The 12546-nt window shown below is 68.7% G+C and carries 12 protein-coding genes; 4 read left to right on the forward strand and 8 right to left on the reverse strand.

The genetic code is table 11. The features are described 5' to 3' along the window. Nucleotides 1-18: 18 nt before the first annotated feature. The 5 genes from ASE02_RS05185 to ASE02_RS05205 all read right to left on the reverse strand — a co-directional run bounded on the left by ASE02_RS05185 (nucleotide 19) and on the right by ASE02_RS05205 (nucleotide 6046). Nucleotides 19-1632 carry an alpha-glucosidase gene (locus ASE02_RS05185; RefSeq protein ID WP_056731996.1) on the reverse strand — a complete coding sequence of 538 codons (1614 nt, stop codon included), beginning with the start codon at nucleotides 1630-1632 and terminating at the stop codon, nucleotides 19-21. 4 nt (nucleotides 1633-1636) lie between these two features. Then, entirely contained in the window at nucleotides 1637-2248 is a 612-nt protein-coding gene (locus tag ASE02_RS05190; RefSeq protein WP_056731845.1) for an ATP-dependent Clp protease proteolytic subunit, read from the reverse strand. Between the two features lie 131 nt (nucleotides 2249-2379). Further along, entirely contained in the window at nucleotides 2380-3426 is a 1047-nt protein-coding gene (locus ASE02_RS05195) for a hypothetical protein (protein WP_056731847.1), read from the reverse strand. A 93-nt stretch (nucleotides 3427-3519) separates the two neighbouring features. Then, complete coding sequence (locus tag ASE02_RS05200; RefSeq protein WP_056731849.1) at nucleotides 3520-4995, reverse strand: M20 family peptidase; 1476 nt, start codon at nucleotides 4993-4995, stop codon at nucleotides 3520-3522. Between the two features lie 85 nt (nucleotides 4996-5080). Further along, nucleotides 5081-6046 carry an alpha/beta fold hydrolase gene (locus tag ASE02_RS05205; RefSeq protein ID WP_056731851.1) on the reverse strand — a complete coding sequence of 322 codons (966 nt, stop codon included), beginning with the start codon at nucleotides 6044-6046 and terminating at the stop codon, nucleotides 5081-5083. An 83-nt stretch (nucleotides 6047-6129) separates the two neighbouring features. On the opposite strand from ASE02_RS05205, the gene ASE02_RS05210 reads away from it, so the two are divergent. Next, nucleotides 6130-6894 (forward strand): SDR family oxidoreductase, encoded by a 765-nt coding sequence (locus ASE02_RS05210; protein WP_056731853.1) that lies wholly within the window; start codon nucleotides 6130-6132, stop codon nucleotides 6892-6894. Between the two features lie 31 nt (nucleotides 6895-6925). Here ASE02_RS05210 and ASE02_RS05215 read toward each other — a convergent pair whose 3' ends face one another. After that, a complete protein-coding gene (locus tag ASE02_RS05215; protein ID WP_056731854.1) occupies nucleotides 6926-7687 on the reverse strand; it encodes a hypothetical protein in 762 nt (253 codons plus the stop codon). A gap of 109 nt (nucleotides 7688-7796) precedes the next feature. After that, on the reverse strand, nucleotides 7797-8963 hold the full coding sequence (locus tag ASE02_RS05220; RefSeq protein WP_056731856.1) for an aminotransferase: 1167 nt from the start codon (nucleotides 8961-8963) through the stop codon (nucleotides 7797-7799). A gap of 41 nt (nucleotides 8964-9004) precedes the next feature. Here ASE02_RS05220 and ASE02_RS05225 point away from each other — a divergent pair, with 41 nt between their 5' ends. From ASE02_RS05225 to ASE02_RS05235, 3 genes are all read left to right on the forward strand, one after another. After that, nucleotides 9005-9466 (forward strand): GNAT family N-acetyltransferase, encoded by a 462-nt coding sequence (locus ASE02_RS05225; RefSeq protein ID WP_056731858.1) that lies wholly within the window; start codon nucleotides 9005-9007, stop codon nucleotides 9464-9466. A 73-nt stretch (nucleotides 9467-9539) separates the two neighbouring features. After that, the gene (locus ASE02_RS05230) at nucleotides 9540-11099 is read left to right on the forward strand and encodes a transporter (protein ID WP_235536615.1); all 1560 of its coding nucleotides are present in this window, start codon (nucleotides 9540-9542) and stop codon (nucleotides 11097-11099) included. A gap of 1 nt (nucleotide 11100) precedes the next feature. Continuing rightward, nucleotides 11101-12186, forward strand: coding sequence for an HlyD family secretion protein (locus ASE02_RS05235; RefSeq protein ID WP_082601879.1), 1086 nt, complete (start codon nucleotides 11101-11103; stop codon nucleotides 12184-12186). Here ASE02_RS05235 and ASE02_RS05240 read toward each other — a convergent pair whose 3' ends face one another. Beyond that, nucleotides 12187-12546 (reverse strand): response regulator, encoded by a 360-nt coding sequence (locus ASE02_RS05240; protein ID WP_056731862.1) that lies wholly within the window; start codon nucleotides 12544-12546, stop codon nucleotides 12187-12189.

The following is a 12546-nucleotide window of genomic DNA, read 5'->3' on the forward strand; positions in this document are numbered from 1 at the left end:
GGGACCTCTTCTAGCGCGTCAAGCCAGCCGCAGGAACCGGGCGGCGTGAGGTCCGAGATGAAGGGCCGCGCCGTCGAGTGTCGCTTCGCCGGTCGAGGGCGTGAGTATCTCGCCGCCGGCCAGCCGTTCGTCGCCGAAGATGGCCGGCGCGGCGCTCATGTTGAACACGCAGGCGATGCGCGTCGCGCCCTCATAGCGGATGAAGGCCAGCACCGGCTCGGGCGTGGTGATCATCTCGATCTCGCCGGTGGTCAGGGCGGGCGTGGCCTTCCGCAGCGCGATCATGGCGCGTGAGAAGGCCAGGGTGGAGACCGGATCGGCGTCTTGGCTCGCCGCCGACAGGCCGGCGTGCTCCGGCGCGGCGGGCAGCCAGGGCTTGGCCGTTGAGAAGCCCAGGTTGGGGTCTTCCGTCCAGGGCATCGGGGTGCGTGAACCGTCGCGGCCCTTGGAGATCGGCCAATAGAGGTCGCCGACCGGATCGCGGATTTCCTCGCGGGTCAGGCTGCGGGCCTCGGGCAGGCCCAGTTCCTCGCCCTGATAGAGCAGGGTCGTGCCCTTCAGGCTGAGCAGCAGGGCCAGCATCAGCCGGGCCACATCCTCGCCGCCGCCGAACCGGCTGGCGGTGCGCGCGATGTCGTGGTTGCAGAGCGAGATGCAGGGCCAGTGGCCAGGAAAGCGGCCGAGCGTCTCGTAGTGCTCGCGGAACACCTGGGCGGCCAGCTTGCGGGCGTGCAGCAGCACGAAGGTGTAGGCCGAGTGCAGGCCGTCCTGCGGCGTGCAATAGGCCCCGCAGCGTTCCTCCTCCTCGGAGAACTCGCCGAACACGAACCGCTCGCCCTGGCCGTCGCCATTGTGGGCGTCGACCCGGCGGCGGATCACGTCCAGCAGCGGGATGTTCTGCGGCAGATTGGAGTCGTGCAGGTGGCGCTGCATCTCGCTGGCGTGGGACCAGTGATGGCGGGTGCGCTCAGCCGGCGGCACGGCCGGATTGTCGGTAAGCGCGTCGTCGTGGAGGAAGGTGCCGGCGACGTCGAGCCGAAAGCCGTCGATCCCCTTGGCCAGCCAGAAGTCCAGCACCTTCAGCGCCGCCTCCTGGGCGTTCGGCTGGCGCCAGTTCAGCTTCGGCTGCTGGCGCAGGAACTTGTGGTGATAGTGCTGGCGCCGCGCCGGCTGATAGGCCCAGGCCGGGCCGCCGAACACCGACAGCCAGTTGTTGGGCGCGGTCCCGTCCTCGGCCGGATCGGCCCAGACGTACCAGTCGGCCTTCTCGCCATCGGCCCCGCCGTCGCGGCTGTCAGCGAACCAGGGATGTTCGTCGGAGGTGTGGGCCAGAACCTCGTCCAGCATGACCTTCAGGCCGCGGGCATGGGCGGCGGCGACCAGGGCCTCTAGGTCGCCCAACGTCCCGTAGTCGGGATGGACGCCCTCATAGTCGGAGATGTCGTAACCCCAGTCGCGGTTGGGCGAGGGGTGAATGGGCGAGAGCCAGACGGCGTCGACGCCAAGGCTCTCGATGTAGTCCAGTTTGGCCAGGACGCCCTTCAGGTCGCCGTGGCCGTCGCCGTCCGAGTCGAAGAAGCTGCGGACATAGACATGGTAGACGACCGCGCCCTTCCACCAGGGCGCGGTCACCACCTTACGCCTCGCTGGCGTTATGGATGATCTTGGAGACCAGGCCGTACTCGACAGCGGCCTCGGCCCCCATCCAGAAGTTACGCTGGGTGTCCTTGACGATCTTGTCGTAGGGCTGGCCCGTCTCGGCGGCGATCATGCGGTTGACGCGCTCGCGCATCTTCACGATCTCCTCGGCCTCGATCTGGATGTCGCTGGCCTGGCCGCGCACACCGCCCATGGGCTGGTGCAGCAGGAAGCGGGTGTTGGGCAGGCAGAGACGGTTTTCCTTCTTCGCGCCCAGGAAGATGCTGGCGCCGGCGCTGGCGACCCAGCCGGTGCCGATCACCTTCACCATCGGGCCGCAGAAGCGGATCATGTCGTGGATGGTGTCGCCGCTCTCGACGTGACCGCCGGGGGAGTTGATCACGACCTTGATCGGTTGGTCGTTCTCGGCCGACAGCGCCAGGAGCTGGGCGGTGACCCGCTCGGCCAGCCGCATGTCGATTTCGCCGAACACCAGCACGGTGCGCGACTTGAACAACGCATTCTGGACGGGCCCAGACGTCATAGGCATGTCGGGCTTGCGGGCGTTCTCGTCGCCGTCGTCGTCTTCGTCCAGGCGCCAGTTACGCATAGGGGAGGTCTCCAATTCGGTAGGACCGGAACGTGCGATGCGCAGCGCCGGTTCGCAAGTGCCCGAGCGCTATGCGCAGGCGGTTATTGCTAAAGCTTGCCGGGTTTTGGTGATTTTCTCCGCCCGGCGACCTAGCGCAGCTTCAGCGCCAGGATGACCAGCAGGGCCGAGACGCCCAGATGCACCAGCATGAAGCGCACCAGGACCTGGCTGTTGGACCAGCCCAGCTCCTTGCGGCAGTGATCGTGGAGCGGAAAACGGATACCGCCCAGGATCTTCAGGCCGAAAAAGCGCATCAGCGCGACCTTCAGCAGGCCGGTGGCGCCGTTCAGCAGGATCACCGAGCCGATTAGCAACAGGAACAGGGGGTTGTTGGTCGCCACCACCAGCATGCCGATCAGCAGGCCGATGGGCCGCGAGCCGGCGTCGCCCATCAGCACCAGGCTGGGCGTGGCGTTGTACCAGAGGTAGCCGCCGATCGCCCCGACCATCAGGAAGGCCATGATCGCCCAGCTCGCGCCTTCGCGATTGCCGGGGATGTTCAGGTGTTGGGCGACGACCTCGTTGCCGACCACCGCATAGAGCAGGCCGCCCAGCAGCAGGATGGCCGTGCCGGTCAGGCTGCCGGACACCCCGTCCACTCCGTCCGAGCAGTTGGTGGCGTTGATGGCCAGCCAGATCATGCCGGTGGCCACCGGGATGGCGATCCACGGGGCCAGGACGATGACGCCTTTCCAGCCGGGCAGCCAGATGGTCGCCGGCGCCAGGGCGTAGATCACCATCGAGGCGCCCAGCGCGATGGCCAGGTCCATGACCGCGAGCTGGTACTCGGTGAAGCCGCCGCGACGGTCGTCGAAATAGCCGACCAGCATGGCGGCGATGACGAAGGGCAGGGTCAGCAGGCTGCGCGCGCCGAACGGCACGAAGATCAGCGATGCGATGCAAAAGATGCTGACGAAGACCAGGCCGGCGCTCAGCGGCTTGCCGACGCTTTGGTCGGCGTTGACCGCGAAGGCGCGGCCACGGTCCGTGGGGAGTTTCGACCAGACCCGGGGCAGGACGATCCAGGTGGTCAGGGCGGTGAAGGCGAAGCCGATCGCCGCGAGAAAGAAGAACGAGTTGAAGAGCCGCAGCGGCCCCCAGGCGTCGCCGAATGCGGCGTAGATCCAGTTCAGCATGAAGACGACGTCCGGCGCGGTGGAGTGAACTCGGGATTTCCACCAATCCGCGGCCGCTGTCGACCAGGCAAGGGCGACAGCGACATCACGTCCTCAGCCCGCGGCGGTGGCGATCAGCCGGGCGTAGAACTGCACCGCCAGGTCGAGGTTCTCCAGCGTCATGTGCTCGTTCGTGCCGTGGATCATCTGGGTGTCCTTCAGCGCGAACTTCATCGGCTGGAAGCGGTAGACGTCCTTGGCCACCGGCTCCAGGTAGCGGCTGTCGGTGCCGGCGGTGACCAGGCCCGGCGCGACCGGCGCCTTGGCCATGTCGCCGGCCAGGGCGGCGATCACCTTCCAGCTGTCGGAACTGGTGGAGGAGACCGGCGAGGGCTCGTCCGGGGCTTTCAGCCAGGTGATGTCGACCGGCAGGTCGCCGACCGCGGCCTTGACGTGGGCCAGCACGCCCGCGGCGGTGTCGCCGGGCGCGATGCGATAGTTGATCCAGGCGGTGGCGTCCTGCGGCAGGACGTTTTCCTTGGGGCTGCCCTTCAGCATGGTCGGGGCGATGGTGGTGTGCAGCAGGGCCGCGCCGGCCGGGGTGGCGGCGGTCTGCTTGACGATCATCTTCTCGAACAGCCAGCGGTTGGCGACAGCCATCCGGATCACCCAGGACCCCTTGGGCGCCAGCACCTCCAGCATCCCCGCGCCGGGACCGTCCAGCTTCATCGGGAACTGGGCGTCGGTGATCTTCACCAGCGCCTTGGAGAGCGTGATCACGCCGCCGGAATCGGCGGGCGGCGCGGAGGAGTGCCCGCCGACCGCCTTGGCGACGACCTGCATCGTCCCGTAGCCCTTCTCGCCGACCCCGATCAGCGCGACCGGGCCGCCGGTGACGGGATTGTCGGCGATGATCGCCATGCCTTCGTCCAGCACAAAGTCGGCGGTGATCCCACGCGATTTCAGCAGGGCGGCGGCGGCGCGGGCGCCTTGGCCGCGCACTTCCTCGTCATGGGTCGAGACGATGATGACGGTGCGGCGCGGCTTGAAGCCCTTGGCGGCCAGGGCCTCGGCGCCTTCGAACAGGGTGACCAGCGAGCCCTTGTCGTCGATGGCGCCGCGACCCCAGACCGCGCCCTCGGCGATCACGCCCTCGAACGGCGGGTGCTTCCAGTCCTTCTCGGTGCCGGGCGTCACCGGCACCACGTCCTGGTGGGCCATCAGCACGATGGGGGGCAGGCTCGGGTCCGAACCTTTCCAGGTGTAGACCAGGGTGTGGTCGGAGATGACCTCGCGGCTCATGGCGGCGTGGGCGGCGGGATAGGTGGTCTGCAGCCAGGCCTGCAGCTTGTCCCATTCGGGCGGTTGGTCGGCGGCCTTGTCCTGGTGGCTGACGGTCTGGAACCGGATCGCTTGGGCCAGATGGTCGGCGGCCTTGGCGGCGTCGACCACGACCGGCGGGGCCAGTTTCACCTGGGTGAGGTCGGCCGACGAGGGGGCCTTGTAGGTGACCGTCCGGACCGCGACGACGGCGGCCAGGATCACCAGCAGTCCGACCAGTCCCAGCGCGAGCTTGCCGATGAGTTTCATGTATTTCTCCCCAACCCGCGCTGACCATAGGGCGGCGCCCCAGGGGAAGAAAAGCCCGCTGAAGCCGTCCTTGCGTTGATCGTCCTCAGAGCGAGGCGAGCCAGGGCAGCAGGCGGGCGTTGACCTCTTCCGGCCGCTCCTGCTGGGTCCAGTGGCCGCAGCCGGGCAGGATGTCGGCGCCGCGCAGGTCGGTCATCTCCGCGCCCATGATCGACACCAGATCGCCGCGCCCCAGCATGCTGAGCACCAGGTCGCGCTCGCCGCCGACGAACAGCGACGGCTGGTGGATCTTCTTGCCCTCGAACTTCGAGAGATATTCGAAGTCGCGCTGGTGGTTGCGGTAGCGGTTCAGCGGGCCGCGGAAGCCGGACCGCTCAAACTCGGCCACGTAGTAGTCGAGGTCGGCGTTCGTCAGCCAGGCCGGGAACGGGTTGGGATCGACCAGGCCCTGCAGCAGGGTGGCGCCGTGCGGCTTGTCATTGGGCCAGGTCCCATCGGGGGCGTCGCCGCTGATCGCGTAGTAGAATTTGCGCAGGGAATCTCGCGGGTTGGCTTCCAGCTCTGCCTCGGCCGCGCCGACGTTCTGGAACCAGGCCTGGTAGAAGAACTTGCCGCGGCTGGTGAAGACGGTCTCGATCAGGTCGCTGAACGGGCGCTTGGGGACGCCGGTATAGGGCACCGACAGGCCGGCCACCGCCCGCACCCGGTCGGGGCGGATCAGGGCGGTGTTCCAGACGATGGGCGCCCCCCAGTCATGGCCGATCAGCACGGCGGTCTTGTCTGGGCTCAACGCCTCGATGACGCCGGCCACGTCGGCGACCATGTGCTCCATGTCATAAGCTTCAATCGGCTCGGGGCGCGAGGAGCCGCCATAGCCGCGCACGTCGATGGCGCAGGCGGTGAAGCCGGCCGCCGCGATCGGCCCCATCTGGTGACGCCAGCTGTACCAGCTCTCCGGGAAGCCATGGACCATCACGACCAGCGGCCCCTCGCCCTGCACGACGGCGCGCAGGCTGACGTCGGGCAGGTCGATGGTTCGGAAATTCGGCATGGCGCGCTCCAGCTTGACCTAGCGTCGCCCTGTACGGCAAATGGCGACGCATAAAATCAAACACGTGTTTTAGAGGGAACGCTATGGGCGAGTTGTTCGATCTGACCGGTAAGGTCGCCATCATCACCGGGTCGTCGCGCGGGATCGGCAAGGCCATCGCCGAGCGCATGGCCGAACACGGCGCCAAGGTCGTCATCTCGTCGCGCAAGGCTGGTCCCTGCGAAGAGGTCGCCGCCGAGATCAACGGCAAGCACGCGGGCGCGGCCATCGCGGTGCCGGCCAACATCTCCTCGAAGGAGGACCTTCAGCGGCTGGTCGACGAGACCCGCAAGGCGTTCGGCAAGGTCGACATCCTGGTCTGCAACGCCGCCTCCAACCCCTATTACGGGCCGATGAGCGGCATCGCCGACGATCAGTTCCGCAAGATTCTCGAGAACAACGTCATCGCCAACAATTGGCTGATCAACATGGTCGCGCCGGAAATGCGCGAGCGTAAGGACGGCTCGGTGGTGATCATCTCATCGATCGGCGGGCTGCGCGGCACGGCGGTGATCGGCGCCTATGCGATCTCCAAGGCCGCCGACATGCAGCTGGCCCGGAACCTGGCCCAGGAACTGTCGCCGGACAATATCCGCGTCAATTGCATCGCGCCCGGCCTGGTGAAGACCGATTTCGCCAAGGCGCTGTGGGACACCCCGGAAGGCGAGAAGCGCGCGTCCTCGGGCACGCCGTTGCGCCGTCTGGGCGAGCCGGACGACATCGCCGGCGGCGCGGTCTTCCTGGCGTCGAAGGCCGGTTCCTGGATGACCGGTCAGACCATCGTCATCGACGGCGGCTCGACTTCCTGACCGGCCTTGGGCGGCGGCTAAAGCCCGCCGCCTAGTACCGGCCCTGCGGCTGAGCGTAGGGCTGGGGCGGCCCATAGGGCTGCGGCGCGTATTGGGGCGCGTACTGCGGGGCGTAGTACTGCGGCTGGCCCTGGGGCGCGTACTGGGGTTGCGCATAGGGTTGGGCGTAGGCCTGCGGCCCCGGCTGATAGCCGGGAGGCGGCCCCTGGTCGTAGCCCTGCTGGGCGTAGCCGTCTTGATAGTAGGGGCCCGGCTGAGGGCCCTCGGGGGCGGCGGTGGTGTAGGTCCGGTAGGTCCGGCGATACTCGTAATAGGTGACCGGCTGCGGACCGGCGTTGGCGTAAGTCGGGTGGCCGCCGCCTTGCTGGGCGTAGCCGCCGCCGTAGCCGCCGTCATAGGCGGGATAGGCCTGCTGTTGGGGGCCATAGGCGCCGGAGGCCGCCGCCAGGGCGGCCGTGCCGCAGGCCGCCGAGCGTCCGCCGGCGACGCCGCCGACGATCGAACCGACCAACCCGCCGAGACCCGCGCCTTCAGCCACGACGCCTGCGCCGGCCGCCGCGCCGCCCGCAAGGCCGCCGGCCAGCAGGCCGACAATACCCCAGCCCAGACGCCGCTGCGCCGCCTGGCGCGCGCACGGGTCGGCCGGACCGACGCCCAGCCGGGCCGGGCTCGCGGCCGTGTAGGGCGCGGAATAGGAATAGTATTGCGCGTTGGCCACGCCGCCCGTCAGCACCGCGCAACCCGCCGCCAGGGCGACGCCCGCCTGCATGGCGCGCTTGAAACCGAGGTTCATTGCCCGTTCCCTCTCGAAACCGTCTGGCCCCAGGATAGGCTCAGGCCGTGGGCATTTGGAAACCCAGACAACCTCCACGGTAGTTTGGGTTCCCTGGGAGGGGATGCGCCTACCCCCTCAGCGACAGCTCCCGCGCCTTGGCCAGGCGCGTCACGCCGGCGTCCAGGGTCTCGTCCTTCTTGGCCAGGCAGAGGCGCAGGATGGTGGTCACATGCTCCTCCTCGTAGAGGGCCGAGACCGGGATGGTGGCGACCCCGGCGTGCTTGACCGCGCGCAGGGCGAAGGCGCGGTCGGGCTCGCTCACGCCCGAGGCGGCGAGGTCCACATTGAGGAAATAGGTGCCCTGGCTCGGCAGGACGGCGAAGCCCTCGCGCGTCAGGCCCTCGGCCAGCCGGTCGCGCGAACGCTGCATCGCCGCGGGCATGGTTTCGAACCAGTCGCCGCTGTTCTGCAGGCCGAAGGCCACCGCCGCCTGCAGGTTCGGCGGGGTGGTGAAGGTCAGGAACTGGTGGGTGCGCGACAGGGCGTGGGTCAGGGCCGGGGCGGCGCAGAGGAAGCCCACCTTCCAGCCGGTCAGGCCGAACATCTTGCCGGCCGATCCGATCTTCACCGTCCGCTCGCGCATGCCCGGAAAGGCGATCAGCGGGCGGTGGACGGCGCCGTCGAACACCACCTGCTCCCAGACCTCGTCGCAGATGGCGACGGCGTCGTGGCGCACGCAGAACTCGGCCAGCAGGGCCAGGTCCTCTTGCGGCAGGACGGCGCCGGCCGGATTGATCGGATTGTTCAGCACCACGAACCGGGTCTTGGCGGTGAACGCCGTCTCCAGCATGGCGCGGTCGAAACGCCAGTGAGGCGGCGACAGCTTCACCAGCCGGGGCACGCCGCCGGCGCGACGGATCAGCGGCAGGTAGGCGTCATAGAGTGGCTGGAAGACCACCACCTCGTCGCCCGGCTGGATCAGGCCGAAGAAGGCCGCGGCCAGGGCCTCTGTGGCGCCCGAGGTGATGGTCACCTCGCTCTTCCAGTCGAGGTCGAGCCCCTGGGTGCGGGCGTAGTGGCCGGCGACCGCCTCGCGCAGTTCCGGCAGGCCGGCCATCGGCGGATACTGGTTGTAGCCGTTCATCACCACGTCGGCGGCCTTGGCGCGGATCGCCTCGGGGCCGGGATCGTCCGGGAACCCCTGGCCCAGATTGATCGCGCCGTGTTCGCGGGCCAGGCCCGACATCTCCTCGAAGACGGTGGTGGGCAGATTTGCGAAGATCGGATTGGCCATGATGGTTGCGTAGCATAGCTGGGCGCGGGATATCTTCGCCCATGCGGATCGTACCTTTCGAACCCCGTCACGCAACGGCCTGGCGTACCTTGAACGAGGCTTGGATCTCCAAGCACTTCGTCATCGAGGCCAAGGACCGCGCCGTTCTCGACGACCCGCAGGGCAAGATCCTCGATCACGGCGGCCATATCCTCATGGCCGAGCGGGATGGGGAGGTCATCGGCTGCGTGGCCCTGATCGCCATGGCCGACGGCGGCTATGAGGTCGCCAAGATGACGGTGAGCGAGGCGGCGCGCGGGACGGGCCTTGGCCGGCTGCTGATGGCCGCCTGCATCGACAAGGCGCAGGCCCTGGGCGCCCCGCGCCTCTATCTGGAGACCAATTCCAGCCTAGCCCCGGCGCTGGCGCTCTACCGCGCCATGGGATTTGTCGATCTCGATCCGTCGATGCGACCGGCGAGCGACTATGCGCGTTGTGATGTCTGGATGGAGCGTCCGGTCTAGCTTGGACGCGGCCTCCGCAGGCGGGCGGCGAAGAGGCGAAAGCATGGGGGGAGCCCCGTCGAGACCAGCGTGGATGGGCTATCTCGCCTATGGCGCGATCTCGGTGCTGCTGGGCCTGACCCAGGGGCTGGGCTTCAACCTCGTCAACAACAACCTGCCCTGGATCCAGGGGACGCTGGGGGCCTATTCCAACGAGGCGGCCTGGCTGGCGACCGCCTACACCGCCACCAACGCCACCATCGCCCTGTTGGCCATCAAGTTCCGCTTTCAGTACGGGCTGAGGCTGTTCGCCGACATCGGGCTTGGCCTGTTCATCGTCGTGGCGCTGGCCCACCTGCTGACCGACGACCTGCGATCGGCCATCGCCGTGCGGGCCGCCGCCGGGGTGGCGGCCACGGCGCTCAGCACCCTGGCGCTGCTCTACATGATCAACGCGGTGCCCGAGGCCAAGCGGCCGATGGGCCTGGCGCTGGGCGTCAGCTGGAGCCAGCTGGCCGCGCCGCTCTCACGGCTGGTGTCGTCGGACCTGCTGCAGATCGGCCAGTGGCACGGGCTCTACCTGCTGGAGATCGGCCTCAGCCTGCTGTGCCTGGCGGCGGTGAACCTCAAGCCGTTGCCGCCGATGCCGCGCGTGAAGATGTTCCAGGCCCGCGACTTCCTCACCTTCGCCCTGTTCGCGCCCGGCGTGGCGCTGCTGTGCGTGGTGCTGTCCCAGGGCCGCTTCGTCTGGTGGTTCGACGCCCCCTGGCTGGGCTGGTGCCTGGTGGCGGCGATCATCATGCTGGCGGCCTCGATCCTGGTCGAGCTGCACCGCGATCAGCCCTTGCTGCACGTCCGGTGGCTGTCCAGCGCCGACATGCTGCGCCTGGTGGTGATCATCCTGCTGTTTCGGATCGTGCTGTCCGAGCAGGGGGTCGGGGCCTTCGGCTTCCTCCAGGCCATGGGCATGAACAATGACCAGCTGCGCGGCCTGTCCTGGGTGATGTTCTGGGCCACGGTCGCCGGGATCGTCGTCGTCGCCCTGACCATCAACCCGGCGAAGGTCACGACCCCGGCGCTTGTCGCCTTGCTGCTGATCGCCGCCGCGGCCTGGTGGGACAGCAGCATCACCAGCCTGACGAGGCCCGAGCAGATGTATCTCAGCCAGGGCCTGATCGCCTTCGCCAGCGCCCTGTTCCTGCCCGCGGCGATGCTGGCCGGGTTCTCGCGCGCCATGCGCCAGGGGCAGGAGTTCATCGTCAGCTTCGCGGTGATCTTCGGGGCCGGGCAGAGCCTGGGGGCGTTGGCCGGTTCGGCGTTCCTGGGCACGCTGATGATGGTTCGCGAAAAGGCCTATTCCGCCCAGATCGTCGAACGCCTGGTGCTGACCGATCCTCAGGTCGCCGCGCGGGTCCGGCAGTATGCGGGCGCCTATGGCGGGACGCTGAGCGATCCAGCCCTGCGGCAGGCCGAGGGGCTGGCCCTGCTGGGCCAGGTCGCCACCCGCGAGGCCACGGTGCTGGCCTATGCCGATGTGTTCAGGGTGATCGCGGTGCTGTCGCTCCTGGTCTTCGTCTATCTCCTGGCCATACGCCTGCGCGAGGACGCCCGTTCACGCCGCGCCGCGGCCCTCACCCCAGCAAAGGCCGCATAGCGTGAGCGACACCGTTGAGATCGAACCTCCACCCGCCAGAAGGCCGTGGTCTCGGGCGGTCGTCCCGATCGTGGCGGCGGCGATCGGCGGGGTCTTGCTGGTGCTGTTCGCCTGGCGGCTGCCGCCCTTCGACACCGGCGCGCAAAGCACCGACAACGCCTATGTCCGGGGCAATGTGACCCTGATCAGCCCCAAGCTGGACGGCTATGTCACCCAGGTCTTGGTCAAGGATTTCATGCCGGTCGCGGCGGGGCAGCCCCTGGTGACGATCGACGATCGGAACTACCGCCAGAAGGTCGATCAGGCGCTCGCAAGCCTGGCGTCCGAGAAGGCCAATCTCGCCAACTGGGACCAGCAACGCCGGCGCGGCGAGGCCAATATCAGCCTGGTGGGCAGTCAGGGCGCCAGCGCGCGCGCCGCGCTGGCCAAGGCGCAGGCCGACTACAATCGCGCGCGGCCGCTGGTCGACAAGGGCTGGCTGGCCCCGACCGAACTCGACCGCCTGCGCCTGGCGGTGCAGCAGGCGCAGGCCGCTGTCGGTCAGGCCGACGCCCAGGCGCGGGTGGCGCGGGAGGACCTGGCCTCGGTGGGCGTCAGTCGCGCGGCGCTGGAGGCGGCGGTGGCGCGGGCGCAGGCCGCGGTGCAACTGGCGCAGATCGACCTGCAGAACACCGCCATCGTCGCGCCGGTGGCCGGGCAGGTGGGCGAGGTCGGCGTCAAGGTCGGTCAGTATGTGGCGCCGGGAACCCAGCTGATGGGGCTGGTGCCGCAGACCGTCTGGATCACCGCCAACTTCAAGGAGACCCAGGTCGCCGACGTGGCGGTGGGCGAGCCGGTGCGGATCCGCGTCGACGCCCTGCCAGGCGTGACCCTGCGTGGGCGTGTGGAGCGGATCGGGCCGGCGACGGGATCGGAGTTCGCGGTGATCAAGCCCGACAACGCCACGGGCAACTTCACCAAGGTGGTTCAGCGCCTGCCGGTGCGGATCGCCGTGGAGCCGAACCAGGAGGCCGCCGCGCGCCTGCGGCCGGGCATGTCGGCGGTGGTCAGCATCGACACCGCGGCGCGGCGCAAGGCCGCGCGGTGATCAGTGCTGCGTCGCGTGGCGCAGGGCGTCGCCCAGGGTGCGCCGGGTGAGGGGCTTGCCGAGGAAGCCGATGGGGTTGATCGCCGCCATGGCCTTGCGGAAGTCGTCGGTGATCGAGCCGGAGACGAACAGCGAGCGCACGCCCAGCTGGTCGTAGAGTTTGCGGGCCAGCTTGCCGCCGTCGGTGTTCCTGGCCAGACGGATGTCGACCAGGGCGAGGTCGGGCTTGCCGTCGGCGGCCATTTCCCACGCGGTCACGGCGTCTGCGGCCTCGGCAACCACCTCATGCCCCAGGTCCTCGAGCAGGCCGACGATGTCCAGGGCGATCAACGCATCGTCTTCGACAACCATGATGCGCAT

Origin of the sequence: Phenylobacterium sp. Root700, from assembly GCF_001429025.1 — a bacterium.
Classification (GTDB): domain Bacteria; phylum Pseudomonadota; class Alphaproteobacteria; order Caulobacterales; family Caulobacteraceae; genus Phenylobacterium.